This is a genomic window from Abyssibius alkaniclasticus (assembly GCF_020447305.1).
Lineage (GTDB): Bacteria > Pseudomonadota > Alphaproteobacteria > Rhodobacterales > Rhodobacteraceae > Abyssibius > Abyssibius alkaniclasticus.
On record NZ_CP095732.1, the window covers coordinates 1,850,561 to 1,876,219 of the forward strand.

Sequence of the window (25,659 nt, forward strand, 5' to 3'; positions counted from 1 at the left end):
TTTGTGCCCGCCATTAGCTATGCGGTGCCTCTGATCCGGTGAATTACCTTACTTTCAGGCCTTGCCAACGCGGGGCAATTCGGGGCTGCTGGTGGCAGCCTGGGTTACGCATGGGACGGGGATTTTCAAAGTCGACCCTGAACGCAACATCGTCATTCCCGACGCGTTGGAAAGCACCCTTCAGGTGAAGGTAGCCTTTGATGGCGAAACGATCTGGTTTCGTTACCGCTGGCCGGTCGAACGGCCCAGCCTGTTCAATGACGTGCTGGTCTATCAGGATGGGGAATGGATTGCGCGCGGCGGTGAAGCACTTGGCCCCAATCCCGATTTCCTGACCGAGGACCGGGTCGCGATGATGATCGACGACGGCTCGGTGCCGCTGTTCTCGCGCTATGGCGGCTATATAACCATTGGCGACGGGCTGACCACATTTACCGGCACGCCGGAGACCGAAGAGGAACGGACCAAATATCTGCCCGATACGCGGACCGATCCAAACGATTTTGATACAATCCGGCCTGAAAGCGATTTGCAGATGCTGCGCGCGGCGGGCCAGTTCATTGACCTGTGGCAATGGCGGTCGAGCCGGTCCAACCCGATCGGGCTGGGCGATGACGGGTTTGTTGCCGAAGAACGCGGCGGCGATGCGGGCGATGGCCCCTACATCACCAATTTCGACTATGCCGCTGGCCAGCCCATGTTCATGTTCAACCCCGATGTGGCGGGCTACCGCGCATTGGCGATTGACGATGTGACCTCGGCTGCTGTCGGCTTTAACGACACCTATTATCTGAGCGCCGAAACCGCTGTGCCCTTCGACCCCGACTATGCCTGGCAGAATGGCGATACGATTCCACGCCGTTTCCTGCAACCGGAAACAGGGTCACGCGCAGATGTGGTGCAGCCCGCCTCGGCGCGCTGGCGCAATGGGTTCTGGGATGTGACCTTGCAGCGCAGCATGGATACCGGCAACCCGCTGGATGACAAGATTTTCCGCGATCGCCGCAGCTATGACCTGGCCTTCGCGGTGTTTCGCAACGCCTCGACGATGCGCTGGCACTCTATCTCGCTGCCCGTGTCGCTGGGGCTGGGCACGACTGCACAAATTCAGGCACGACGCTCCGAGCCGGGCCAGCCCGACTGGACAGGCCCCTGGACCGAGATCGAGGTTTACTATCCCGGTCAGATAACCTGGGGGCGGCTTGTCGACCTGCGCCAGCACCCCGGTGCAGACCGGATCGCGGCGCGCGTGCCGGTGGCCTATCGTCATAGCGAACGCCAGCTTGCGCTTTACGGGATCGAGATGGAGTTTGCCGAAGAGATTCGCAGCCAATGGCTCTGGACCCTTGCGATGAGCCTGTCATTGATCGTGGCCTTTGGCGTGGCAATGGTGCTGCTGTTCCGTCGTCCAGAGGGCAAGGCATGAGCGCGCAATTGCAATATCATCAAAACCCAAGAGAATACGGGGAACCGAACATGAAACCTGCACGTCAATATTGACCGGCCATTTTGTCCCGTCTTGCCGTAACCGCAATGCCTGTTCTTGTGGCAGGGGCTGCACTGGCGCATGGCGGGGGTGGCGGTGTTGAAATGGAGCTTGAGGGCACGCCTTCGTTTTCAATCCCGCCTGTCTATCACATTCTTGTCGTTCACTTCCCGATCGCGCTCTGGCTCACGGCGGCGCTGTTCATTTTCTTCCGGGTCTTTTCGAATTCCGACCTTGCGGTGCGCTTGCAGAAATCGGTCTGGCCGCTGATCTTGCTGGGCTCGCTCGCCGGGGTCGTCGCCTATGGGCTGGGCCAGTCGATCTACCTCTGGTCAGCGCTTACCCAATCGCCTTTGGGCCGTAACCACATCATGCTGGCGACCTGGACGCTCAGCTACTGGACCGTGCTTGGCGTGCTTGGTTACCGCTATCGGCGGCACCTGTTTGAAGGCGCGCAGCGTTGGGTGTCATTCATCCTGACACTGATTGGCGCTGCGGTCGTAACCATCACCGGCACGCTGGGCGGGGCGCTCAATGGCACACCATCGCTTGTTACCAAAACGCTTGGCGATCTGGGATGGGAAGTCTACATGACATTCTATCTGCCAACCTGGATGCTCTGGGCCTTCGGGCTAGGGGCGGTGGTCATCGTCGCGCGCGGCGTTTTGGGGCGGCGGCGTGCCTGATGGCGGCGGCGAGCCGGTGCTGCGCAGTGTCGGGGTGCAGGTGGCGCCGGCACTGCCCGATTATCTGGTGCGGCATTATCGCTGGGCCTATCTGAGGCCCACCAGCCTGCGCATTTTTGACCGGCCTCTGGTTGTCTCTGCAATCCTGTGGGGCCAATACCGCCGCCTTTCAAACGCCGCGCTGGCCAAGATTGCGCCCGGCGCAAATGTGCTGCAACTGGCCTGCTCGACACCAATGCCGATGGTGCCATCGACGCCGAAGAGCTGGCAGCGGCCATCGAAAGCGGCGCATTGCCGTCGATGGAATAACGAAAGGCGGCGGGCGCGATCCGCCGCAGCCTGATCACACGGGTGCGTTGAAGCAGTGCGTCGGGCCAGCCCCCGTCGCGCCGTGTTGCGATTCAGCGGGGCTGAAACTTGACCAGCAAATTTCGAACATCACGGCTTTGAGCAGGGCACCGTGTTTGAGCCATCCGGCCGGCAGCACCGTGTGCAGGGGCGGCGGCCGTTATTCTATCTTGTGCGCCGAGGCCCGGGCGTGGGCACGCGCGACAGCGCCCTGCTGGCGCAGGTCTGTGCCGCCGGGGCCACGACGCACAAGCCGAATGCGACCATTTCTTGCGGCAGCACCAAGGCGAAGCGCAGGCTGCGGCCAGGCGAATCTGCTGGCGAAACGCGCTGATGCTGTGTAATCGGATGGCATGGCAAGTGATGCACAACATAGCGTGGCCGGGCGCCTGTCCGTTGCCCCGATGATGGACTGGACCGACCGGCATTGCCGGTATTTTCACCGCCTGCTTAGCCGCCACGCCTTGCTTTACACCGAAATGGTGACAGCGGCAGCCATTGTGCATGGCGATGCAGCCCGGTTACTGGCCTATGATGCGGCTGAACACCCGGTGACCCTGCAACTTGGCGGCTCGGAGCCGGATCTTCTGGCGCGGGCCGTGCAAATCGCGGCCCCCTTTGGCTATGACGGGATTGATCTGAATTGCGGCTGCCCGTCGGACCGTGTGCAATCCGGCGCGTTTGGCGCGGTGCTGATGAAGGATGCCGGGCTGGTGGCCGAATGCGTGGCGGCGATGATGGCGGCGAGCGACGCGCCGGTATCGGTGAAATGCCGCCTTGGCGTGGATGAGCAGGAACCGCGCGATGTGCTGCCGGCTTTCATCGAGACCATTGCAAGCGCGGGCGTGCGCCATGTCACCATTCATGCGCGCAAGGCGTGGCTACAGGGGCTGAGCCCCAAGCAGAACCGCGATATTCCGCCGCTGGATTATAACCTGGCGGCCGAAATGAAGGCGGCATTCCCGCAGCTTCACATCACGCTCAATGGCGGCATTACCAGCCTTGATGCGGCCGAGGCTGCGCTGGCCGACGGGTTTGATGGCGTGATGATCGGGCGGGCGGCTTACCACGATAGCGGTGCCGTGCTGGGCGATGCCGATGCACGGATTTTCGGCGCGGCCCCCGGCCCCGGCGCGGTGGGCGCGGTGCGCGCGATGCTGCCCTATATCGAGGACCAGCTTGGCCGGGGGCTGCGGCTGAACGCGATCACCCGCCATATGCTGGGCGCCTTCGCATCCATTCCCGGCGCACGGCAATGGCGGCGCGTGCTGTCGGAAGGCGCGCACAGGCCCGGCGCGGGGCCGGAACTGGTGGAACGCGCTTTGGCCGAGGTCATTCAGGCTGCTGCATAATCCGCTTGCGCGGCGGCGGGCGCGCTGGTTTTGTGGCGCGCAAACGGGGGCGTGTATGGACTATTTTGGGCTGCTGGCGCTGATGCTGGCCATTGGCGGCGTCGCAGGCGTTATTGCCGGAATGCTGGGCGTGGGGGGCGGCATTGTTCTGGTGCCGGCCTTTTACTTTGCCTTCGTGCAACTCGGCTATGGCGGCCCGAAACTGATGCAGATTTGCGTGGCAAGCTCGCTGGCGACGATCACGGTCACCTCGCTCCGCTCGGTTTTGTCGCACCACAAAAAAGGCGCGGTGGATTGGGATATTCTGCGCCAATGGGCACCCGGCATTGTGGCGGGCGCGCTGGTCGGGGTGCTGGCGGCCGCGGGGCTGAAATCTTCCAGCCTGATGCTGGTATTTGGCGTGCTTGGGCTGATCGTCGGGCTATACATGGCCTTTGGCAGGTCACACTGGCGGCTGGGCACGGACATGCCGAAAGGTATGGCACGGGCCATTGCCAGCCCGGTTCTGGGCTTTCTTTCGGTGCTGATGGGCATTGGCGGCGGCTCTTTCGGGGTGCCGATGATGACACTCTATGGCCGCCCCATCCACCGCGCGGTGGCCACGGCGGCGGGGTTTGGCGTGCTGATCGCGGTGCCATCGGTCATCGGTTTCATGCTCAGCGGCTGGGATGTGGCCGACAAGCCACCCTTGACCATTGGCTATGTGAATCTTGTGGCCTTTGGGGTGATCGTGTCGATGACCATGCTCACCACGCCGCTGGGTGTGCGCCTGGCCCATGCCATGAATCCGCGCCCGTTGAAACTGGCCTTTGCGCTGTTCATCGCGCTGATGGCCGCCAATATGCTGCGCAAGGCGCTGGCGGGTTAGCCTTTCAGCCGCGCGGCACGGCCACGGCGCTCGCTGCGCAACATGGGCTCGCGCGCGGGCAGGGCGGCGATGATCTCGCGGCGCGCCTCGGCGCTCAGGCGCGACCAGCGGGCAATTTCATCGGGCGTGCGAAAACAGCCAATGCAGATGCGCGCCGCCGGATGCACCACGCAGATTTTGACACAGGGGCTTTCAACCTCGTCACGGGCCCAGATTTCATCGCTCATACGCTTCGCCCCAAATGCGCCAGCCGGTCCAGCGCGCCTTGCAGGATATACCCGGCGGCGACATGGTCGATCACCTCGGCGCGACGCTTGCGAGACATATCCGCCTCAAGCAGCGCCCGTTCGGCGGCAACGGTGGACAGGCGCTCATCCCAGAACAGCAGGGGCAGGGGGTGGATTTTGGCGAAATTGCGCGCGAATGCGCGGGTCGACTGGCAGCGCGGCCCTTCAGAGCCATCCATATTGCGCGGCAGGCCCAGCACCAGCCCGGCAATATCGCGCGCCTTCAGCAATGCGGCAAGGGCTTCGGCATCGGCGGTGAACTTGCTGCGCCGGATGGTTGAGAGCGGCGATGCAATGCTGCGGAGGCGATCGGTAACCGCCACACCGATGGTTTTGGTGCCAAGGTCCAGCCCGGCCAGGGCGCCAAAGCCCGGCAGAGCCGCCGCAAATGCGCCAATATCATCGGTCAGGATCATGGCAGATTGGCGGCTTCGGCACGGATCAGCGCCAGCGCCTCGGGATTGTCGGCGAAATTCACCTCGGCCTCGGCGGCAATGGCGCGGGCGCGGTCATATTCGCCCAGCACGACAAGCGCGCGCACAAGCCGGGCCCATTCATCGGCGCTGCCACCGTCCGAGGCCAGCCGCGCGGCCAGGCCTTCGACCATGCTGCGCACCTGTGCCTGCTCTTCGGCTGTCAGATCAGATATATCGGCCTGGCCGGGCGCTGTGCTTGCGGCGCCGCGCAAATTGTCGATTTGTGCCTGAATCGCAGCCACATAGGGCGCATCGGGCGGACTGTCTTGCAACAGCACGGTCCAGATTTGCAGCGCAAGGTCGGGGCGGCCGGTTTGCGCCATTGTCAGCCCGGCATAATAGCGGCCGCGCATGTCGCTGCCATCCAGCGACAGGCCTTGGCGCAGCGCGGCTTCCGCTTCGGGCGAGACATAGCCCTGCGTGGCCGAGATCATCAGTTCGGCCAGCTCGATATAATCGCTTGCGGTGACTGCCGTGCCTTTCAGCGCGATCACGCGTTGCTGCGCGCGCCGTGCATCGGCAAACCGGCCAAGCTGGGGCAGGAATTGCGCCAACAGGACCTGGCCCTGCAAATCTTCCGGCCGGTCAGCCGTGGCTGCCTCAAGCTGGGCAACAAGTTCTGGCAGGCGCGGGTCGGGCGAAAACTGGGCCGGGTCGTCCAGCCCGTTGCGTGCCACGGCCTCTTCGGCCACGTCCTGGCTGGGGCGGCTTTCGGCCAGAGCCGCGCGCCGCTCGGCCAATGGAAAATCGGGGTAGCCGGGCGCGCCGATACGGCCATAGGTATAGAAAATACCCGCAACCGACGCGAGCGACAGCACGGCCACGGCAATCATGTTCAGTTTGCGCGGCGCGCTGGTGGCCGCCTGGCTTGCGGTAAATTCAGCATCGGCGGCCAGAAGCCTGCGGCCAATTTCTGCGCGGCTGGTGGTGGCATCGGCCGGGTCCAGCACACCGCGCGCCAATTCGCGGTCGATCTCGGCAAGTTGGTCACGATAGACCTGCATGTCATAGGCGGCACGCGGCGCCGTCTCGCCCTTGCCGGCCAGTAGGGGGGCCAGTATTGCCACGGCCAGCACAAGCGTTATCAGCGCCAGTAATATCCAGAAAATGTCCATGCCTTGCCTAACTGTCCTGCTGTTCGGAATTGGCCATAACCTAGCGGGTCGTGAAAAGCGCGGCAAGCGACCAATCGGCGCAGCCCATATGTCGGATTTGACTGTGGGAATGACGGTCTAATAGGCTCGGGGCCATCGCTGCGCGGCTACATATCGCGCAAGTCAGCTGAAGGATTTGCCCATGCGCCGCTATTCCGCTTTTGCCATTGCCCGCGAGGCGATGCGTTACCACACCGGATGGGAGCGCGCATGGCCCTCGCCCACACCCAAGGCGGCATACGATGTGGTGATCGTCGGCGCGGGCGGGCATGGGCTGGCCACGGCCTATTATCTGGCGAAGAACCACGGCATGACCAATATCGCGGTGATCGAGAAGGGCTGGCTGGGCGGTGGCAATACCGGGCGCAACACCACAATCATCCGCTCGAATTATCTTCAGGATGAAAGTGCGGCGATCTATGAAAAGGCGCGCAGCCTGTATGAGGATCTGAGCCAGGATCTGAACTACAATATCATGTTCAGCCCGCGCGGCGTGATGATGCTGGCGCAAACCGAGCATGAAAAGCGCGGCTATCTGCGCACGGTCCATGCCAACCGCGCCCAAGGGGTTGCGACCGAGTTCATTGGTCCTGCGGAAATCAAACGCCGCCTGCCGATCATCAATATCGACGGGCCACGCTACCCGGTTCTGGGCGCGCTTTGGCAGGCACGTGGCGGCACCGCGCGGCATGATGCCGTCGCCTGGGGCTATGCGCGCAAATGCGCGGCGATGGGCGTAGACATCATCCAGCAGACCGAGGTGACGGGCGTTGATGTGCAAGCTGGCAAGGTTACAGGCGTGCAAACCACAAAAGGCGCGATTGCCTGCAAGAAGCTGGCGCTGGTCGTGGCGGGGCATTCATCGGTTCTGGCTGAAATGGCCGGGTTCCGCCTGCCGATTGAAAGCCTTGCGCTACAGGCGCTGGTATCCGAGCCGATCAAGCCCTGCATGGATGTGGTGGTAATGGCCAATACCGTGCATGGCTATATGAGCCAGTCGGACAAGGGCGAAATGGTTATCGGCGGCGGCACCGACGGGTTCAACAACTACACCCAGCGCGGCTCTTTCCACCATATCGAGGAAACGGTGCGCGCTTTGGTTGAGACCTTCCCGATGATCTCACGCCTGAAAATGCTGCGTCAATGGGGCGGGATTGTCGATATGACGGGCGACCGTTCGCCCATCATCGGCAAAACGCCTGTCGAGGGGATATTTGTGAATTGCGGCTGGGGCACGGGCGGGTTCAAATCCATCCCCGGTTCGGGCTGGGCGATGGCGGCGACCGTGGCCAAGGGCGAGCCAGACGCGCTGGCCGCACCCTTTTCGCTTGATCGTTTCAAGGAGGGTCGTTTCATCGATGAAAGCGTGGCCGCCGGGGTGGCGCATTGATGGCGCGCAATCTGCTTTCCCAAAAGGAATTGGCCGCACAAACAGCCTGTGCGGCCAACCCGATTTTTGCAGCATCAAAGCTAGCTGTGCTTGATGCGGCGTTCAACCTTGCGGAATTGGAGGACATAGGCCCGCAGGGCCAACAGCGTCGCTCCGACAAACCCGTAAAAAATTACTCCGTTAAGAATGTTACTCGATACGTAACCGGTCATGTCATAGACGGCGGAGCCGATCCACAATTGGCACGCGGTACTAAAATCGCTCCAGAAACCGAGCAGTGTTGTCGCGAAGTCGCCCAACATGTCTCTCTCCCTGTGTTTCTGAAATCACTCACTACAGTGCCTCACAGATTAGCACATTTTGCCTTGATTTTGCCACAATTCAATGCGGTTCGGCGCAAGATTGTCGATGTATGCAACAGTATTCTTGGTGTGAAATGTAAGCAGTGGCCCGTAACGCGCTGCGAGATCACAAGAAACGTAAATCCTGCGCCAAGTGCTGGGCACTCACTTTTCAGAGAGAATTCGCCATGTTGATGCTAAATTGTCCAAATTGCGGTGTAACCGCCGAGGAAACAGAGTTTGCTGCTGGCGGCGAAGCGCATCTGAAGCGGTATGGTCCCGAATCAGCCGATGACAACTTTACCGATTACATGTTTCGCCGAAAAAACCCTAAAGGGGTGCATTTCGAGCGTTGGCGCCATGCTTTTGGCTGCGGAAAGTGGTTTCATGCGGCGCGTTGCACGGCAAGTTTGCAGGTTTTCGGCACCTATCCGGCGCAAACCACCGAGCCACCCGCCGACATCATCAAGGCCATCAAGGCGCAACGCCCCGACTGGAAAGGCTACAAATGAGTACGCGACTGAAAACCGGCGGCCAGTTGATTGACCGCAGCGAGAAGCGCGCCTTTACCTTCAACGGCGAACGGTTGTGGGGTTATGCCGGCGATACGCTGGCCAGCGCGCTTTTGGCCAACCGCAAGGTCATGGTCGGGCGCAGCTTCAAATATCATCGCCCGCGCGGCATTGTGGCGGCGGGGCCGGAAGAGCCGAATGCGCTGATGAATCTGGGCGAGGGCGGGCGGTTTGAGCCCAACCAGCGCGCCACGACAACCGAGCTTGTGACCCAGATGACCGTGGCCAGCCAGAACCATTGGCCAAGCCTGAATTTCGACATTGGCGCCATCAACGCCCGCTTTGCGCGCTTCATGCCGGCGGGGTTCTACTACAAAACCTTCATGTTCCCGCGCTTTGCCTGGAAACATCTGTTCGAGCCGTTCATCCGCCGCGCCGCCGGCCTTGGCCGTGCGCCGGTAGAGCGCGATGCCGACAGGTATGAGTATTTCTACGCCCATACCGATGTGCTGGTCATCGGTGCGGGTGTGGCAGGTTTGGCTGCCGCGCGTGTCGCCGCCGAGGCCGGTTTGCGCGTGCTGATACTGGAACAAAACCCCCATGCCGGCGGGAGGGCGCTGGTGGATGGCGCGCCGATCAACGGCCAGCCCGCTGCCGCCTGGATTGCCGCAGAAACCAAGGCCCTGGCTGCCATGCCCAATGTCACGCTGCGCCTGCGCACAATGGGGGCGGGCGTGTATGACCACGGCTATGTGCTGGGATATGAGCGTGTGGGCGACCATCTGGCCCCAAGTGCCGAACGCCCCCGCCACCGGCTTTGGCGCATTCGTGCGGGCCGGATTGTTACGGCCACTGGCGCAATCGAACGCCCGCTCTCCTTTGCGGGCAACGATGTTCCGGGCGTCATGCTGGCCGGGGCCGTGCGCGATTATGCATCGCTTTATGGCGTAAGCTGCGGTGATCGCACTGTGGTCGTCACCAATAACGACGATGCCTACCGCACGGCGCTGGAAATGCTCGATGTCGGGCTGTCGGTGCCTGTCGTGCTGGATGCCCGCCCCGAAGGCGGTGGCGCTTTGGCCGATGAAGCCCGCGCGCGCGGCATTCGCGTTGAGAATGGCAAGGCCGTGGCGCGGGTGATTGGCGGCAAGCGTGTGCGCGGTGTGGATATTTGCGATCAGGCTGGCGAAGGCGCGGTGCTTGAAACCATAGCCTGTGATTGCGTCGCCATGTCGGGTGGCTGGTCGCCGGTCGTGCATCTGTGGTCCCATTGCGGCGGCAAGCTCACATGGGACGCGGAAAACGCCATGTTCTCGCCCGATCCAAGCCGCCCGCCTTTGGGGGCCGATGGCACGGGCATGGTCATCGCCGCCGGGGCTGCCGCCGGGGCGCTGGCGCAAGACCATGCGCTGATGCAGGCGCATGAGGCCGGGCGCCAGGCGGTTGCCGCGTTGGGGCAAAGCCCCGGCAAGGCGACCGCACCTAGCAGCGATGCGGTTGCAATCAGGCCCATTTTGCCGGTCTGGACCATGCCACAGGGTGCCGACAAAACCAAAATGGCCAAGGCATTTCTGGATTATCAGAACGATGTGAAAGTCTCCGATGTGCGGCTTGCCGCGCGCGAGGGCTATGAATCGGTCGAGCATACCAAGCGTTATACCACGCTGGGCATGGCCACCGATCAGGGCAAACTTTCCAATATCAACGGGCTGGCCATTCTGGCCGAACAGCTTGCAGCGCCCATTCCGGCCGTGGGCACAACCACCTTCCGCCCGCCCTACCACCCCATTTCTATGGGCGCGATTGCCGGCGAGGCTCGGGGTGATCTGTTCAAGCTTCTGCGTCGCACCCCCATGCATGACTGGCACGATGCCAATGGTGTCGATTGGGAGCCGGTGGCGGATTGGCGCCGCCCCTATACCTATCTGCGCGGCGGCGAGTCCAAGCAAGATGCCGTGCGCCGCGAAATTCTGAACACGCGCGGCGGGGTGGGGATGCTCGATGCCTCGACCCTTGGCAAAATCGTCGTCAAGGGGCCGGATGCGGGCAAGTTTCTCGACCTGATGTATACGAATATGATGTCGAGCCTGAAGGTCGGGCGCTGCCGCTACGGGCTGATGTGCAATGAGAACGGCTTCCTCATAGATGACGGTGTTGTTGCGCGCATTGGTGAGGATGAGTTCCTGTGCCACACCACCTCGGGCGGGTCGGACCGGATTCACGCGCATATGGAAGAATGGCTGCAAACCGAATGGTGGGATTTGCAGGCCTACACCATCAACCTGACCGAGCAATTCGCGCAGATCGCCGTGGTTGGCCCCAAGGCGCGCAAGCTGCTGGAAAAGCTCGGTGGCATGGACGTTTCCGCCGAAACCCTGCCGTTTATGGGTTTTGCCGATGGCGTGCTTGCGGGCATTCCGGTGCGCGCCTATCGCATTTCGTTTTCGGGCGAGCTTTCTTACGAAATTGCCGTGCCCGCCGGGCGCGGGCTGGAATTGTGGGAAAAGATCCATGCTGCCGGGCAGGAATTTGGCATCATGCCCTATGGCACCGAGGCTTTGCATGTGATGCGCGCCGAAAAAGGCTTCATCATGATCGGTGATGAAAGCGACGGCACGGTCATTCCGCAAGATCTGGCGCTGGATTGGGCCGTGTCCAAGAAGAAGGCGGATTTCCTTGGCAAGCGCGGCCAGATGCGCAGCCATATGGTTGACCCGATGCGCAAGCAGCTTGTGGGGCTGGAAACGCTCGACCCGCAGGTGGTGTTGCCCGATTGCGCCCATGCGATTGAAGGCAAAACCCCCGATGGGCGCGATGCCTTGATCGGCCATGTCACCTCGACCTATTATTCGCCCACGCTGGAACGCTCGATTGCGATGGCAATCATCAAGGGCGGGGCCAACCGGATGGGCGAGGTGCTGAACTTCCCCATTGGCGGTGGCAAGGTGGTGCAGGCCAAGGTGGTGAACCCGGTATTTCTAGACCCTGAAGGAGCGCGCCAGAATGTTTAGTGCAATATCCGCCCTGAACGGGGCCAGCTATAGCGGTGCGGTCGATGTGGCCGAAACAGGCTTGCGCGGCATGATCTCGCTGCGCGGCGATTTTGCCAGCAAGGATTTTGCGGCGGCAGTCTGGCAAGTGCTTGGCGCCGCACTGCCTGCACAGCGCAAAACGGTAATGGGCAAGGCGGGCCGCGTGGTCTGGATGTCACCCGACGAGCTGCTTGCCGTGGTGGAGTATGGCGCCGCGCCGAAGCTGGCTGCTGATCTGCGCACCGCGCTTGCGGGCCAGCACCATCTGGCCGAGGTCGTATCTGATGCCCGCGCCGTTTTTTCGCTGACAGGCGCCGGCTGGCGCGAGGTTCTGGCCAAGGGCGCGCCGGTTGACCTTGCCGCGCAAGCCTTTGGCCCTGATGATATGCGCCGGTCACGCCTTGGGCAGGTGGCCGTGGCATTCTGGATGGTGGATGATCAAAGCTGCGAACTGGTCTGCTTTCGCTCGGTCGCAGCCTTTGTTTTTGACTGGTTGAAAACCGCAGCCGCCCCAAAAACCCTGCCCGGCTATTTCCAATAAACACCTGATTTGCGTGTTTTAGCTTGAACAAATCAGACCAGGCGATAAAGCTAATGGCATAAAGATTGGTGCATGAGGCACCGACGCACATGTTCAGGGAGAACATATATGAAACGCATATTTGGCGCGGCCCTTGTGGCAAGCACTTTGGCAAGCACTTTGGCAACCGGCGCAATGGCGCAATCGCTCAACATTTGTGTGGAAGGGGCCTATCCGCCGTTTTCCTATACCGAAGCCTCGGGCGAGGTTGCCGGCTTTGACATCGACATCGCCAACGCGCTTTGCAGTGAAATGGGCTATGATTGCACCATGCTGAAAACCGATTGGGACGGCATTATCCCCGCATTGCTGGAAGGCAAATGCGACGCGATCATCGCATCCATGTCGATTACGCCCGACCGTATGGAGGTGATCGATTTCACCGCCGCCTATTACAATTCGCCAGCCGCCTTCATCGGCGCCGACGGCATGACAATGGAAGCCATGCAGGCCGGGGTTGTGGGCGTTCAGCGCGGCACGATCCACCAGGACTTTATGGAAGGCGAATTTCCCGATGTTGAACTGCGCCTTTATGGCACGCAAGACGAGGCCTATCTTGACCTTGTGGCCGGCCGTGTCGATGCGGTGATGGCAGATTCGGTTGCAATGGATGATGGCTTTCTGAAAACCGAAGCCGGTGAGGGCTATGGCTTCTTTGGCGAATCCTATTCCATTCCGGAATATCATGGCGACGGTGCCGGCATTGGCGTGCGCAAAGGCGAAGAAGCCCTGCGCGACGCGTTTTCCGCGGCGATTGCCGCAATCCGTGAATCTGGCGAATATGGCGAGATCAACGACCGCTACTTCGACTTCGACATTTACGGCGGCTAAACAGGAAATGGCTGCGCCCTGAATGCGGGGCGCAGCCGCCCCTATGGAAAATCTCATATTATACGCGCCATTGCTGGCCCGCGGCACGCTGGTCACGCTGGAACTTGCCTTGGCCTCGCTGCTATTGGCCACAATTCTGGGCGCGCTTGGCGCGGCGGGCAAAATTGGTGGCGGGCCGGTCGCGCGCAACGTGGTGTTTGGCTACACAAGCCTTGTGCGCGGCATTCCCGACCTTGTGCTGATCTTGCTGGTGTATTTCGGTGGCCAGCGTCTGTTGGGCGTTCTGGGCGGCTGGTTCGGCTTTGGCTATATCGACATTTCCAAATTCTGGGCCGGGGTTACGGCCATCGGCTTTTTCTACGGCGCTTACCTGACCGAAACCTTTCGCGGCGCCTATATGACCATTCCGCGCGGCCAGATAGAGGCGGCGCGCGCCCTTGGCCTGCGGCGCTTCGTCATCCTGTGGAAGGTCACGCTGCCGCAACTGGTGCGCTTTGCCATTGCCGGCTACGCGAATGTCTGGCAGGTGCTGATCAAGTCCACCGCCGTTGTGTCGGTCATCAGCCTGCAAGACCTTGTGGGCCTTGCCAATGACGCCGGTAAATCGGTGCGCGAGCCCTTCACGTTTTTCGCGGCGGTTTTCGTTATCTATCTGCTCTTCACCTTCGTAAGCCAGAGCATTTTCAACTGGGCCGAGCGGCGTTACACGATCAAGGGGCGCAATGATGCAGCTTGACCGGATCGTTGATAACTTCGATATTTTCCTTGAAGGCACCTGGATGACCATGCAGTTGACCGCGCTGGCACTGTTCTTCGGCTTTTGTATTGCCCTGCCTTGCGGGCTGGCGCGGGCGCGGCGGACAAGGTTCCTGTCACCGCTGATCAACGCCTATGTCTACGCCTTTCGCGGCACGCCGCTGCTGGTGCAGCTTTACCTTGTCTATTACGGGCTGGCGCAGTTTGACGTGGTGAAAGACAGCTTTGCCTGGCCGGTATTGCGCGAAGCCTATTGGTGCGCGCTGATCACCTTTTCGCTGAATTCCGGCGCCTATGCGACCGAGATTATTCGCGGTGCCATAGAAACCACGCCCGAAGGCGAGATCGAGGCGGCCACCGCGCTGGGGCTGACCAGGTTTCAGGTGGCGCGGCTTGTGCTTATCCCATCGGCTCTGCGCCGTGCGCTGCCGCAATATGGCAATGAGGTGGTGTTCATGCTGCATGGCTCGGTCGTGGCAAGCGTGATCACCATTCAGGATATTCTGGGGGCCGGGCGCACGTTGAGCGCGCGTTACTATCTGGCCTATGAGGGTATTCTCACCGCCGCGGTGCTGTATATGGCGCTGACCCTTGCGCTGGTCATGACCTTTCGTTGGCTCGAGACCAAATATCTGCGGCATCTGGCACTGGCGCATTAGCCCGCGCCGCGCTATGGGCATGGCATGGACACCACAGCACTAACCCGCCCCGTCATTCGCCTGAAGCCCAAAGGCCCTGCGCAGCTTGTGCGCTTTGGTGCGCCCTGGGTTTTTACCGACAATCTGGTGATGGACCGCCGGAGCCGCGCCCTTGCCCCCGGCACACTTGTCGAATTGCAGGATGATCAGCGCAACCCGCTGGCGCTTTGCGGCTTCAATCCGAACTCGAAAATCGGCATTCGCGTGCTGGGCCGCGATATGGATGCCGAGATCAACCAGGCGTGGTTTGCCGAGAAGCTTTCCCGTGCGCTGGCGCTGCGCGACGATCTGTTCGATGCGCCCTTCTATCGGCTGATCCATGCCGAAGGCGATGGCTTGCCCGGCGTGATCATCGACCGCTTTGGCGATGTCGCGGTGATCCAGCCCAATGCCGCCTGGGCCGACCTGCTGCTGGCCGAGCTTGCCGCGGCTTTGGCCGAGGTCACCGGAGTGGCGCATATCTATGCCAATACATCGGGGCGCGCGCGCAAGCTGGAGGGGTTGGAGGGTGAAAGCCGCTGGCTGCTTGGCAGGCATGACAAGCCCGTGCCGGTGCCGATGAACGGCGCCACCTATCTGGCCGATATTACCGGCGGGCAGAAAACCGGGCTGTTCTACGACCAGCGCCCGAACCACGCCTTTGCCGCGCGGCTGGCCAGGGGGCGCAATGTGCTGGATGTGTTCAGCCATGTCGGCGGCTTCGGGCTGGCGGCGCTGGCGGGCGGGGCCAAGTCGGTGCTGGCCGTCGATGCTTCGGCTGGCGCGCTTGCGCTTGCCGAAGGCGGCGCGGCGGCGTCGGGCCATGCCGAAACATTCGGCACGCGCCGCGGCGATGCGTTCGAGATTATGACAAGCCTCGCAGAAGAGGGTGCAAGCTATGGCCTGGTCGTGTGCGACCCGCCCGCCTTTGCCCCCGCCAAACCGGCGCTTGAGGCGGGCTTGCGCGCCTATGAGCGTGTGGCACGCCTGGGCGCTGGGCTTGTGGCGCCGGGCGGCTATCTGGTGCTATGCTCCTGTTCGCACGCCGCCGATCTGGCAAAATTCCGCGCCGCCTGTTTGCGCGGGCTTGGCAAGGCCGGGCGCAGCGGGCGCATTCTGCACGAAGGCGCGGCGGGGCCGGATCATCCGGTGCATCCGCATCTGGCGGAAAGCAGCTATCTGAAGGCTATCTTCCTGGCGCTGGAGTAATGCGCGTATTGCTCGACGCTTGCGTGCTGTTGCCCAGTGTGCTGCGCGAGGTGTTGATGGGCGCGGCGCATTCAGGGGCTTTCCAGCCACTTTGGTCGGCCCGCATTCTTGGCGAATGGCAACATGCCGCCGCGCGGCTGGGAGCCGAGGCAGAGGGCATTGCCCGCACCGAAATTGCGCTGCTGCGCGCCCGCTTCCCCGATGCTGAAACGCGCCCCGCCCCGCTGGATGACCTTACCCTGCCCGATGCCGATGATCTGCATGTGCTGGGTGCCGCCGTGGCCGGGCAGGCCGACTACCTTGCCACCAAGAACCTGCGCGACTTTCCCACACGCGTGGTGGGCCGACTGGGCATTCAGGTGACCGACCCCGATGTGCTGCTGCTAAGCCTGTGTGCCGAAGGCCATGCGATTGCGCGCGTGGTGGCCGAGGTGCAGGCCCGCACCGAGGCGATTTCGGGCCGTCCCCAGCCGCTGCGCCCGCTGTTGCGCCGCGCGGGCCTGCCGCGATTGGGCAAGCACCTGGCCTAGCCTTGCCTGGCGATCTCGCGAATGGCGGCGATGCGCTGGTCGGCCTTGGGGTGGCTGAGCAGCCATGCAGGTGCCGCCATGCCACTCTTTTTGCCCAGTTTTTCAAACAGGCTGATTTGCGGGCCGATGCCAAGCCCGCTGCGCAGCATCAAGGCGGTGGCAAAACTGTCGGCCTCGAACTCGTCCTGGCGGGACAGGCGCGCCGCGATCAGTGAAATCAGGAAATTCACCACGTAAATGCCGATATAGGGCAGGAAACGGCCGACAAGCAGCATCAGCGTCGTGCGCAGCGCGTTCTGGGCCGAAAAATCGACCATCCGGCGGCGGGCATGGCCAAGACCGACATGGCCAAGCTCATGCGCAATGACCGAGGCAAGCTCGGCCGATGTATAGGTGCCGGCCTTCAGCGCATTCATGAAACCGCGGGTGATGAAAACCCGGCCATCGGGCGCGGCAAGCCCGTTGAGCATTTCAACCTCGTAAACCCGCACGGGCAGCGATTTGAGGCCAAGCTCGCGCTGGAACACGGCGCAATGTGCCAATAGCGCCGGGTCGGTCAGCGCGGTTGATTGCGCGTTGAGCGCATGGCGCAGCCGCCGTGCCGATACGGTATACATGACCAGCCCCATGACCACGGCCAGCAAAATGGGAAGCAAGCGCAACATGGCCTTAATCTAGGGTTTATTTTGCGAATTGCGAGTGCCGGCACGCAGGGCGCTGCGTAGCCATATACCCAGGCCGATTGTCAGCGCCAAAGCGGCCAGGAACCCGCTGGCATTGCCCAGAATGTTATAAATTTCAACAACCTGGCCTGAAAACCAGTAGCCAAGCCCGGTATAGATCGAGATCCAGATGATTTCGCCCAGAAACGCCGGAATAACGAAGCGCAGCCAGGGCAGGCGCGCGGCTCCGGCCGCGATATTGACATAGGGGCCAAGCGGGCTGACCAGCCAGCGGCTGAGAAACACGCCAAGCGCGCCACGCTTGTGAACAAAGGCCGATGCCCGTTCCATTGGCCCCGCCTTTTTCTGAAGCCAGCCCGCGCCGCGCCGCCCCAGCCAATAGATGATGTTATCGCCGATCAATGCCGCGGCAAGCGTGACAGCCACGACCTCGTAAATATCCAACTCGCCCCCCGAAGCAAAGCCGCCCGCGCTGAGCAAAAGCAGCGAGGCGGGTGCCGGCAAGGCAAGGCATGACAGCAACGTCGTTGCGAAAATCAGGTAGAGGCCAAGCAGTGGAACAAGGGAAAGGAACCAATCGCTCATCTTGGGGCGCTGCCAAGAAGGCGGGCGGCAATCGCGGCCGCAACAACATCTGCGCGGATCACTTCGAGCGATTTGCCCTGACTTTCGGCTATATCGGCCATTGTGCGCCCGCGACCTGCAAAGCCGTCCAACCCAAGCGCCGTTTCGACGACGCGCGGCGAAACGCGATAGCTGCGCGCCACATAGCCCGGAGTCATCCAGCCTTCGATTTGAACGTCACGATGCGCAGGATCGGCCCAGTAGATGCTTGAGGCCACAAAGCGCGTGGCGAAAAAGCAGGTGACCGTCAGCGCCACAAGAAAGGCCAGCACCAGCGCCTTGTGGCTGCGCCAGAGCTGTTTGAAGGTTGCCATCATCGCCCCAGTTCCCTGACGGCGCGGGTCAGCCCGTCAATCGTCATCGGATACATCCTGTCCTCAAAAATCGAGCGGATCATCTGCGTGGATTGCGTATATTGCCATGCAGGTTCGGGCGTCGGGTTGATCCAGACGGCCTTGGGCCATTGCGCGCGCGCACGGTTGAGCCAGACCTCGCCCGGCTCGGGGTTGTAATGCTCGTTCGCGCCACCGGGGTATAGAATCTCATAGGGCGACATTGCGGCATCTCCCACAAAAATACATTTGTAATCAGACCCATAGCGGTGCAGCAGGTCATGGGTTTTGATCTGGTCCTGCCAGCGGCGGGCATTGTCCTTCCACACGCCTTCATACAGGCAGTTGTGAAAATAGTAATGCTCCAGATGTTTGAATTCGGCACGCGCAGCCGAAAAAAGCTCTTCGACCAGCTTCACATGCGCATCCATCGAGCCGCCATTATCGGTGAACAGCAAAACCTTGATGGCATTGCGCCGTTCGGGGCGGGTTTTCACGTCGATATAGCCCGCATCGGCGCTGGCGCGGATGGTGCCGGGCAGGTCCAGCTCTTCCTGTGCCCCGTCGCGCGCCCAGTGGCGCAGGCGTTTGAGCGCGATCTTGATGCTGCGGATGCCAAGCGCGACCTTGTCATCAAGGTCGCGAAAGTCGCGCTTGTCCCACACCTTTACAGCGCGCTGGTGGCGCGATTTGTCCTGACCGATGCGCACGCCTTCGGGGTTGTAGCCATAGGCGCCAAACGGGCTGGTGCCCGCCGTGCCCACCCATTTGTTGCCGCCCTGATGGCGGCCTTCCTGTTCTGCAAGCCGCTCGGCCAGGGTTTTCATCAGCGCCTCGAAGCCGCCAAGCGCCTGAACCTTAGCCATTTCTTCGGGCGAGAGCAATTTTTCGGCCAGCTTTTGCAGCCATTCATCGGGCAGCGGGCGCTTGGCAATGATTTCGGGCAGCGTGTAATCTTCAAAGCCCTGAAAGGTGGTGGCAAAGACCTGGTCGAACAGGTCCAGATGCCGCTCGTCCTTCACCAAAGCCGCGCGCGCCAGATAGTAGAATCCGTTCACATCATGAATGACCACTTGCGCCTGTAGCGCCCCCAGAAGGGTAAGGTATTCGCGCAGGCTGACCGGCAGATGTGCGGCGCGCAGATTGGTGAACAGGTTCAGAAACATCAGACAATGAATTTTGCCAAGATGGCCCCGCCAAGCAGGGCGACAATGCCAAAGCACAGCGCATGGGCGGCGGCATATTGCAAACGGTCCAGCCGCTTGCCGCCGCGCTTGGCGGCGCGCCACCAGCCAAATGCAAAACCTACGGGCAGAGCGATAACAGACAGCATATCCAGTTCCTTTTAATTGCGCGACGCGACAGGGTTCAGACCGGGCGTCGGGTCTTGGTCTTCGGCGGTGCCGCCAAATGAATAGATGGCGCGCGCCAGCGAGGCTTGACGGGCGTCTTCGGCTTCGGCCAGCCGGCCAAGGCGAAGATAGGCCACGGCGCGCACGGCTAAAAGGCCCGACTCCAGCGGCGAATCCGCGCTGCTAACCGCAACCGGCAAGAATTCGGCCACAAGCTCAAGCGAGGCTGCCGGGTCTTTGGACAAAAGCGCCGCCGCCAGATGATAGCCGGTTTGTGCGCTGCGCAGGTTGCGCGGGCCAAGCTGCGCAAGGCTGAGCCTGTGCGCTTCGCCAAACATGGCCAGCGCGGCTTCGGGGGCCGAGGCAAGCTCGAAGCGCCCGGCGATGAGCAGGCTTAGCACAAGCCTGTGGTCGGGCGGGCTGATCTGGCGGCCCAGCGCCAGTGCCGTGCGCGCAGCCGCCGCACGCGCGCGTTCGGTCTGGCGCGGGTCGAGCGCGGCTTCAAGCGCGCGCTGCCAGCCCTGGGGGGCCACGCCTTGCACGCTATAGGCAATGTTCTGGCCGGCGCGATTGAGCCGCGCCAAAAGGCCGGGCAGGGCGGCGCTGGCAGCATCGCGGCTCATCCCCACACGCAGTTCGGGCGAATAGAGAATGCGCAGCATCAGCAAATCGAACCCGGTCAGTTGCAGGTGAATGTTGTCATCGTTGAACACCGAATCCGGCAGCCGATACAGATCGTTCACCGGGCCAAGCGCCTGGCCGATTTCCTCGTTCAGACAGGCGCGCACGGCATAGGGCGCTGCATCGTCGGGGATGAAGACCGCCGCACGATCAAGCGTGGTGAGCCGCGACCAGCGCAGCCGCGGATTGGCGCGGAACTCGGCCCAGCTTTGCACACCGGGGGCCACGAAACAGGCGGCACCGGGCACGGCGCTGCGCAGTTGCGCGGCCGGCACGTTGATGACGTAAATCTGAGACTCCGCCCCACCGGGGGCGATATCAATATCCGCCCCGCGCCGGATGGCCCCCAGCACTCCGGCCAGATCATCGGCATAGCTGGAAAGTGCCGGGTCAAGCGCCACGCGCACCGGGCCTTCATATTTCAGCAAACGCTCCAGCACCTGCCCGGTTTCCAGCCGGAAGGTCAGGTCCAGAAAATCCTGGGCGAGGTTGGAATTGGCACGTTCTGCGGCGGGTGTCGGGCGCGTTGCCAGCCCCGCTCCCGCACATCCCGTCAGCGCAAGGGCCAGCGCGATTGCCCCGAGACTAGCGCGCATATTTGATAAACGGGGTTTTGGTGGCGAGCTTGTCATAAAGCCTGCGCGCCGTGGTGTTGAAATCTTGCGTAAGCCAATAGACCGAGGGCGCGCCCGCCGCATCGGCTTCGGCATAAACGCGTTCGATCATTGCGTGCGCAACGCCTTTGCCACGCATGTCGGGCAGGGTGAACAGGTCTTGCAGGTAACATGTGTTCTCAACCTTCCAGCCGTGGCGGTGGAACAGGAAATGCACAAGCCCGACGGGGCGGCCATCCCACAGGGCCATGCGGCCCTGAAACTCGCCAGCCTCGCCCGAAAGCATTCGTGCAAAGCAGGTGTCATACATCGCCTTTGGCAATATGGTTTCGTAATAGGCCAGATAGCCCTGCCACAGCGCGCCCCATTCGGCGCGGTCGCTGGCCACCAGCGGGCGTATTTCAAGGCTCATGTCGCATTCCCCGCGCCCATATCAACCGTGTATTCGATAAACCCGCTGCGCTTGGCCAGTCTGTCATAAAGCGCGCGGGCTGTCGTGTTACTTTCATGTGTCATCCAGTAAAGCGCATCGGCCCCGGCAGCTTGCGCGGCGGTTTTGACGGCGGCGATGAGCTTGCCGCCAATGCCACTGCCGCGCTGGGCAGGGCGCACGAAAAGGTCTTGCAAATAGCAGCTATCGGCCAGGCTCCAGGCATTGCGGTGCAACAGATAATGCGCCAGCCCGACCAATTCGCCACCCTTCTCCGCCACAAGCCCGCGAAACTCGCGCGGATCATCCGCCATCATCCGTGCGAAGGTTTGCGCATAAACGGCTTTCGGCAGGCGGGTTTCGTAAAAGGCAAGGTAATCGGCCCAAAGCGCGCGCCATGAAGCGTGGTCGACCTCCTTTAGCGGGCGGATGGCAATGCTCATGACCGGCCCCGCGCCATAAAGGCGAGCCGTTCGAACAAATGCACATCCTGCTCGTTTTTCAGCAAGGCACCATGCAGCTTGGGCAGGGCGTTCTTGCCGTCACGCTGCAAATCTTTCGGGCTCAGGTCTTCGGCCAGAAGCAATTTGAGCCAGTCCAGAACTTCGCTGGTCGAGGGTTTCTTGCGCAGACCGGGCGTTTCGCGGATCTCGAAAAACTGCTCAAGCGCCGCTTCCAGCAATGCGGGTTTGATGCCGGGGTAATGCACCTCGACAATCCGCGCCAGTGTTTCGGCATCGGGAAAGCGGATATAGTGAAAAAAGCAGCGGCGCAGAAAGGCATCCGGCAGGTCTTTTTCATTGTTCGAGGTGATGATCACAATCGGGCGGTTCACGGCGCGCACGGTCTCGTCGGTCTCGTAAACATGGAATTCCATCTTGTCGAGTTCCTGCAACAGATCGTTGGGAAACTCGATATCGGCTTTGTCGATTTCATCAATCAGCAGCACCACGCGCCCTTCGGCGGTGAAAGCCTGCCACAGCTTGCCCTTGCGGATGTAATTGGCCACATCCTGCACGCGCGCCGCGCCAAGCTGGCTGTCGCGCAACCGGCTGACGGCATCATATTCATACAGGCCCTGCTGGGCCTTGGTGGTCGATTTGATGTTCCATTCCAGCATCGGCAGGCCCAGCCCGGCCGCAATCTGGCGCGCCAGTTCGGTTTTGCCGGTGCCGGGCTCGCCCTTCACCAGAAGCGGGCGCTCCAGCGCGATTGCGGCATTCACCGCCACCATCAAATCTTCGGTGGCAATATAGTCGCCCGTTCCATCAAACCGCATAAATCGCCCTTTCTGCCGCCGGGTATGCACATTTGCAAAAACTTGCCAAACCCACACGTGACAAGCCTGTCGTTTCCCTATATGGGAGCGCCATAGCATCGGCAAGGTGTGCCAATGTCGCGAAGCGTTACCACAAAAAACGCAGCGGCGCATACCGGCCAAGAAGTTGGGAGCCTAACAATGAAAGCGGAATCAATTCTTGAGACCGACTATCGCCCGGCGGAAAATGAACCCTTCATGAATGACCGTCAGTTGGAATATTTCCGTTCGAAACTACAGGCGTGGAAGCAGTCGATCATCGACGAAAGCCGCGGAACGATCGAGCATATGCAGGCAGATGCGCGCAATATTCCCGATGTTGCCGACCGTGCAAGCGAAGAAACCGACCGTGCGCTGGAATTGCGCACCCGCGACCGGCAGCGCAAGCTCGTCTCGAAAATCGATGCGGCCTTGCGCCGAATCGAAGATGGCAGCTATGGCTATTGCGAAGAAACCGGCGAGCCGATTTCGCTCAAACGTCTCGATGCGCGCCCGATAGCAACGCTCAGCCTTGAGGCGCAGGAACGCCACGAGCGCAAAGAGCGCGTTCACCGCGACGATTGAGCGCGGACAATACCGGAAGAACAAGGGGCCAAGCGGCCCTTTGTTGCTGCACTGCGGCGCGCAGTATGGCAGCATAATATCATGACCGCCCAAGCAGAACAGACCTATGCGACCAGCCTGGCCGCCACATCCATTGCGGTGATTGGCGGCGGTATCGGCGGGGTTGCCGCCGCGCTGGCGCTGGCGCAGCGCGGGGCCAAGGTGCAGCTTTTCGAGCAGGCGCCAGCACTTGGCGAGGTTGGGGCCGGGCTGCAAATCAGCCCCAATGGCGTGGCGGTGCTGGCCGCGCTTGGCCTCAAGGACAAGGCGGCCATGGACGCCAGCGCCCCAAAGGCCGCCGAATTGCGCAATGCAGATGGTGCGCCTGTTGCCACTATTGCGCTTGGCGCAGCCGCCCAGGCGCGCTACGGCCAGCCCTATTGGCAATTTCACCGCGCGGACCTTCTGGACGTTCTGGTAAACGCCGCCAGTGCCGCCGGTGTGCATGTGCGCCTTGGGCAGGTGGCGCAAGCGGGTGTTGATGGCGCGTTGCGCAGCGCCGACACATCACAACAGTTTGATGCGGTGATCGCCGCCGACGGGGTGCATTCGGCGCATCGTGCCACGCATTTTGGCGGCATCGCCCCGCAATTCCTGCACCATGTCGCCTGGCGCGCAACCATTCCCGCCAATGGCCTGCCACCGGACGCCGTGGCGCCGGTTGCGCGCATCCATATGGGGGCGGGGCGGCATCTGGTCAGCTATCCGCTGCGCACCGGGCGGGTCATGAACCTTGTGGGCATTGTGGAATGGGCCGAATGGGTGGGCGAAAGCTGGTCGCAGCAGGGCGATGGCGACGGGTTTCGTGCCGCCTTTGCGCGCTTTGGCGGCCATGTGCCTGCACTGCTGGAGCGTGTAGAAACCTGCTATCGCTGGGGGCTGTTCGGCCATGCGCCGGTGGCGCAATGGGCCAAGGGGCGGCTGGCTTTGCTGGGCGATGCCTGCCACCCGACTTTGCCCTTCCTGGCCCAGGGGGCGACGCAGGCGCTGGAAGATGCCTGGGCGCTGGCGGCGTGTTTGGCGCAGGCAAGCACGGTCGAGTCGGGGCTGACCGCCTATCAGGCCGCGCGCAAGGCCCGGGCCGACAGCATTGTCGCCGCCGCCGCGCAAAGCGGTAAAATATACCATATAAAACAACCGTTTGTGCGGGGCATTGCGCATATGGGGCTGCGCGGCCTGTCCGGGCTGACCCCCGCGCTTTTGCAGCGACGGTTCGACTGGATTTACAGCGCCCGCCCTTACGGATTATAGGCCAGTGCCCGCGGCCATGTCTTGCAGGGCCGCTTCAATTTCCTTCAGGTTGCGCTGGATGATGTGGCCCGAAGGCCGCATGACAGCCGCCAGATGCATAAGCTGATAGGCGGTTTCGGCGTCGCTCTCCTTCAGTTTTGTCGCGGCATCACGAAACAGGTCGGCATAATGGCCGGGCAAGATCATCACATCGGGCTGCACAAGCATGGCAATAACCCTGGCAATGGCGGAAATGAAATCCGGCTCCAACGGCATAAGCCCTTCGGGGTAGTCTGGCGGCGGGAACAGATCATCATCGCGGCCAAAATAGTCGCGCGCCACCGCCGCGTTCGAAGGGCGGAAGGCTTCATAAATCTTGGTCTGATCGGCAGGTGGCGGGTATTGGCCCGGGCCTGCAAACTGCGTTTCGCACATATGCACGAGGTGATAGCGCACATGGTTCGGCTGGCCATGCGTGGCGGGCACCACCTCGTTGATTGCGCGCAAAAGCAACTGGCCGTGGTGGTTCAGCGACGGGTTGCGCGGCGCATCCTCGCGCTTGATCTTTTCGACCAGCGCCGTATCGAGCGTTGCGACCATATCGCTCAGCAAATCGCCATCGCGCCATGTGTCGCGGTTGTAAAGCCGCACATCAAGCGCGTCTTTGCCAAATACCCTTGCCCATGTTTCCAGCATCAGCGCATAGTTGAAAAATGGTAAATCGGGGTTGCAAATGGCAATGGCATCGCCAAAAGCCGCCGTGCTGCCCGATTTGAGCGTTGTCGAATAGCTGGCCGCGCGCAGCGAAACCTGGTCGCGCAGATAGCATAGCACCGCAATTTCAGAAAAATGCGGCGCAAACAGGCTTTGCAGCAGTTCCAGTTCCGACAGGCGCGTGGTGTTCGACGAAAAATGCTCGCCCGACATGACAACCGTGTGGATATGCGGCTTCAGCCCGGCCAGTTCTGCGGCAAACCCGGCAAGAACCTCGTCGCGAAATGCCGCGCGGCTTTGGCCGGGGGCGATATCGTGGCGCAGCAAAAACGCATCTTCGCGGTCAAAATCAAGGCAGGCCGTGGCCAGTTTGCGGTAATTGCCGGTGCCGTTGCTGGTCATGACATGAATGCCATTGCGTGCCAGCAGGGCGCGGTTTTTGAACAGCATCACCTGAATGGCGGTCGAGCCGGTTTTTTGTGTGCCAATATGCAGAAGAAGTTTCACAGCGAAGCCCCGGGCAAAGTTGCACAATCAGTGCCACAGCCGCGCCGGTTGGGCAA

At 61.8% G+C, this 25,659-nt stretch carries 30 protein-coding genes; 16 read left to right on the plus strand and 14 right to left on the minus strand.

Going from position 1 to position 25,659, the window contains the following annotated elements; translation table 11 throughout:
- The first annotated feature begins 91 nt into the window (after positions 1-91).
- From LGT41_RS09250 to LGT41_RS09270, 5 genes are all read left to right on the plus strand, one after another.
- On the plus strand, positions 92-1,426 hold the full coding sequence (locus LGT41_RS09250) for an ethylbenzene dehydrogenase-related protein (RefSeq protein ID WP_274126593.1): 1,335 nt from the start codon (positions 92-94) through the stop codon (positions 1,424-1,426).
- Positions 1,427-1,533: 107 nt separating this feature from the next.
- Entirely contained in the window at positions 1,534-2,172 is a 639-nt protein-coding gene (locus LGT41_RS09255) for a DUF2231 domain-containing protein (RefSeq protein WP_274126594.1), read from the plus strand.
- Positions 2,165-2,515, plus strand: a complete 351-nt coding sequence (locus tag LGT41_RS09260; RefSeq protein WP_274126595.1) for a hypothetical protein — start codon at positions 2,165-2,167, stop codon at positions 2,513-2,515. The genes LGT41_RS09255 and LGT41_RS09260 overlap by 8 nt, the downstream gene beginning before the upstream one ends.
- A gap of 358 nt (positions 2,516-2,873) precedes the next feature.
- Positions 2,874-3,872, plus strand: a complete 999-nt coding sequence (gene dusA / locus LGT41_RS09265) for a tRNA dihydrouridine(20/20a) synthase DusA (RefSeq protein ID WP_274126596.1) — start codon at positions 2,874-2,876, stop codon at positions 3,870-3,872.
- A gap of 55 nt (positions 3,873-3,927) precedes the next feature.
- On the plus strand, positions 3,928-4,740 hold the full coding sequence (locus LGT41_RS09270; protein WP_274126597.1) for a sulfite exporter TauE/SafE family protein: 813 nt from the start codon (positions 3,928-3,930) through the stop codon (positions 4,738-4,740).
- On the opposite strand, the gene LGT41_RS09275 is transcribed toward LGT41_RS09270, so the two are convergent.
- Genes LGT41_RS09275 through ccmI form a run of 3 tightly spaced genes read right to left on the minus strand, consistent with a single transcriptional unit; the run spans position 4,737 to position 6,618 of the window.
- Positions 4,737-4,967, minus strand: coding sequence for a DUF1289 domain-containing protein (locus LGT41_RS09275; RefSeq protein WP_274126598.1), 231 nt, complete (start codon positions 4,965-4,967; stop codon positions 4,737-4,739). The genes LGT41_RS09270 and LGT41_RS09275 overlap by 4 nt on opposite strands.
- Positions 4,964-5,443 (minus strand): Holliday junction resolvase RuvX, encoded by a 480-nt coding sequence (gene ruvX / locus LGT41_RS09280; protein ID WP_420720178.1) that lies wholly within the window; start codon positions 5,441-5,443, stop codon positions 4,964-4,966. Before ruvX ends, LGT41_RS09275 begins: the two co-directional genes overlap by 4 nt.
- Entirely contained in the window at positions 5,440-6,618 is a 1,179-nt protein-coding gene (gene ccmI / locus LGT41_RS09285) for a c-type cytochrome biogenesis protein CcmI (protein WP_274126599.1), read from the minus strand. The genes ruvX and ccmI overlap by 4 nt, the downstream gene beginning before the upstream one ends.
- Positions 6,619-6,799: 181 nt before the next feature.
- On the opposite strand from ccmI, the gene LGT41_RS09290 reads away from it, so the two are divergent.
- Positions 6,800-8,047, plus strand: coding sequence for a sarcosine oxidase subunit beta family protein (locus LGT41_RS09290; protein ID WP_274126600.1), 1,248 nt, complete (start codon positions 6,800-6,802; stop codon positions 8,045-8,047).
- Positions 8,048-8,127: 80 nt separating this feature from the next.
- On the opposite strand, the gene LGT41_RS09295 is transcribed toward LGT41_RS09290, so the two are convergent.
- Positions 8,128-8,349 carry a hypothetical protein gene (locus LGT41_RS09295; protein ID WP_274126601.1) on the minus strand — a complete coding sequence of 74 codons (222 nt, stop codon included), beginning with the start codon at positions 8,347-8,349 and terminating at the stop codon, positions 8,128-8,130.
- Positions 8,350-8,576: 227 nt separating this feature from the next.
- Between LGT41_RS09295 and LGT41_RS09300 the strand changes: the two genes are divergently transcribed.
- From LGT41_RS09300 to LGT41_RS09335, 8 genes are all read left to right on the plus strand, one after another.
- Positions 8,577-8,900: a sarcosine oxidase subunit delta gene (locus LGT41_RS09300; RefSeq protein WP_274129701.1), complete on the plus strand. Its 324-nt coding sequence runs from the start codon at positions 8,577-8,579 to the stop codon at positions 8,898-8,900.
- Entirely contained in the window at positions 8,897-11,911 is a 3,015-nt protein-coding gene (locus LGT41_RS09305) for a sarcosine oxidase subunit alpha family protein (protein WP_274126602.1), read from the plus strand. Before LGT41_RS09300 ends, LGT41_RS09305 begins: the two co-directional genes overlap by 4 nt.
- Positions 11,904-12,473, plus strand: coding sequence for a sarcosine oxidase subunit gamma (locus LGT41_RS09310; RefSeq protein WP_274126603.1), 570 nt, complete (start codon positions 11,904-11,906; stop codon positions 12,471-12,473). The genes LGT41_RS09305 and LGT41_RS09310 overlap by 8 nt, the downstream gene beginning before the upstream one ends.
- A gap of 108 nt (positions 12,474-12,581) precedes the next feature.
- Positions 12,582-13,343, plus strand: a complete 762-nt coding sequence (locus tag LGT41_RS09315) for a transporter substrate-binding domain-containing protein (RefSeq protein WP_274126604.1) — start codon at positions 12,582-12,584, stop codon at positions 13,341-13,343.
- A 43-nt stretch (positions 13,344-13,386) separates the two neighbouring features.
- Entirely contained in the window at positions 13,387-14,079 is a 693-nt protein-coding gene (locus LGT41_RS09320) for an ABC transporter permease (protein WP_274126605.1), read from the plus strand.
- Entirely contained in the window at positions 14,066-14,758 is a 693-nt protein-coding gene (locus LGT41_RS09325) for an ABC transporter permease (protein ID WP_274126606.1), read from the plus strand. Before LGT41_RS09320 ends, LGT41_RS09325 begins: the two co-directional genes overlap by 14 nt.
- 24 nt (positions 14,759-14,782) lie before the next feature.
- On the plus strand, positions 14,783-15,985 hold the full coding sequence (locus LGT41_RS09330) for an RSP_2647 family RNA methyltransferase (protein WP_274126607.1): 1,203 nt from the start codon (positions 14,783-14,785) through the stop codon (positions 15,983-15,985).
- Positions 15,985-16,515, plus strand: coding sequence for an RSP_2648 family PIN domain-containing protein (locus LGT41_RS09335; RefSeq protein ID WP_274126608.1), 531 nt, complete (start codon positions 15,985-15,987; stop codon positions 16,513-16,515). The genes LGT41_RS09330 and LGT41_RS09335 overlap by 1 nt, the downstream gene beginning before the upstream one ends.
- On the opposite strand, the gene LGT41_RS09340 is transcribed toward LGT41_RS09335, so the two are convergent.
- From LGT41_RS09340 to LGT41_RS09380, 9 genes are read right to left on the minus strand one after another with little or no spacing between them, the layout of a single operon-like run.
- Positions 16,512-17,180 (minus strand): M48 family metalloprotease, encoded by a 669-nt coding sequence (locus LGT41_RS09340; protein WP_274126609.1) that lies wholly within the window; start codon positions 17,178-17,180, stop codon positions 16,512-16,514. The two genes, LGT41_RS09335 and LGT41_RS09340, sit on opposite strands and share 4 nt — an antisense overlap.
- Positions 17,181-17,189: 9 nt before the next feature.
- Positions 17,190-17,783, minus strand: coding sequence for a DedA family protein (locus LGT41_RS09345; RefSeq protein ID WP_274126610.1), 594 nt, complete (start codon positions 17,781-17,783; stop codon positions 17,190-17,192).
- The gene (locus LGT41_RS09350) at positions 17,780-18,139 is read right to left on the minus strand and encodes a hypothetical protein (protein ID WP_274126611.1); all 360 of its coding nucleotides are present in this window, start codon (positions 18,137-18,139) and stop codon (positions 17,780-17,782) included. The genes LGT41_RS09345 and LGT41_RS09350 overlap by 4 nt, the downstream gene beginning before the upstream one ends.
- A complete protein-coding gene (locus LGT41_RS09355; protein WP_274126612.1) occupies positions 18,136-19,320 on the minus strand; it encodes a vWA domain-containing protein in 1,185 nt (394 codons plus the stop codon). The genes LGT41_RS09350 and LGT41_RS09355 overlap by 4 nt, the downstream gene beginning before the upstream one ends.
- Positions 19,320-19,487 carry a hypothetical protein gene (locus LGT41_RS09360; RefSeq protein ID WP_274126613.1) on the minus strand — a complete coding sequence of 56 codons (168 nt, stop codon included), beginning with the start codon at positions 19,485-19,487 and terminating at the stop codon, positions 19,320-19,322. Before LGT41_RS09360 ends, LGT41_RS09355 begins: the two co-directional genes overlap by 1 nt.
- A 12-nt stretch (positions 19,488-19,499) precedes the next feature.
- On the minus strand, positions 19,500-20,783 hold the full coding sequence (locus tag LGT41_RS09365; protein ID WP_274126614.1) for a DUF2927 domain-containing protein: 1,284 nt from the start codon (positions 20,781-20,783) through the stop codon (positions 19,500-19,502).
- Positions 20,773-21,213 (minus strand): GNAT family N-acetyltransferase, encoded by a 441-nt coding sequence (locus LGT41_RS09370; RefSeq protein WP_274126615.1) that lies wholly within the window; start codon positions 21,211-21,213, stop codon positions 20,773-20,775. The genes LGT41_RS09365 and LGT41_RS09370 overlap by 11 nt, the downstream gene beginning before the upstream one ends.
- Positions 21,210-21,674: a GNAT family N-acetyltransferase gene (locus tag LGT41_RS09375; protein ID WP_274126616.1), complete on the minus strand. Its 465-nt coding sequence runs from the start codon at positions 21,672-21,674 to the stop codon at positions 21,210-21,212. Before LGT41_RS09375 ends, LGT41_RS09370 begins: the two co-directional genes overlap by 4 nt.
- Positions 21,671-22,510 carry an AAA family ATPase gene (locus LGT41_RS09380; RefSeq protein WP_274126617.1) on the minus strand — a complete coding sequence of 280 codons (840 nt, stop codon included), beginning with the start codon at positions 22,508-22,510 and terminating at the stop codon, positions 21,671-21,673. Before LGT41_RS09380 ends, LGT41_RS09375 begins: the two co-directional genes overlap by 4 nt.
- A gap of 180 nt (positions 22,511-22,690) precedes the next feature.
- Between LGT41_RS09380 and dksA the strand changes: the two genes are divergently transcribed.
- Positions 22,691-23,113, plus strand: a complete 423-nt coding sequence (dksA, locus tag LGT41_RS09385; RefSeq protein ID WP_274126618.1) for an RNA polymerase-binding protein DksA — start codon at positions 22,691-22,693, stop codon at positions 23,111-23,113.
- Between the two features lie 81 nt (positions 23,114-23,194).
- Complete coding sequence (locus LGT41_RS09390; RefSeq protein WP_274126619.1) at positions 23,195-24,403, plus strand: FAD-dependent monooxygenase; 1,209 nt, start codon at positions 23,195-23,197, stop codon at positions 24,401-24,403.
- Here LGT41_RS09390 and LGT41_RS09395 read toward each other — a convergent pair.
- Positions 24,398-25,603, minus strand: a complete 1,206-nt coding sequence (locus LGT41_RS09395) for a hypothetical protein (protein ID WP_274126620.1) — start codon at positions 25,601-25,603, stop codon at positions 24,398-24,400. The two genes, LGT41_RS09390 and LGT41_RS09395, sit on opposite strands and share 6 nt — an antisense overlap.
- Positions 25,604-25,659: the final 56 nt, after the last annotated feature.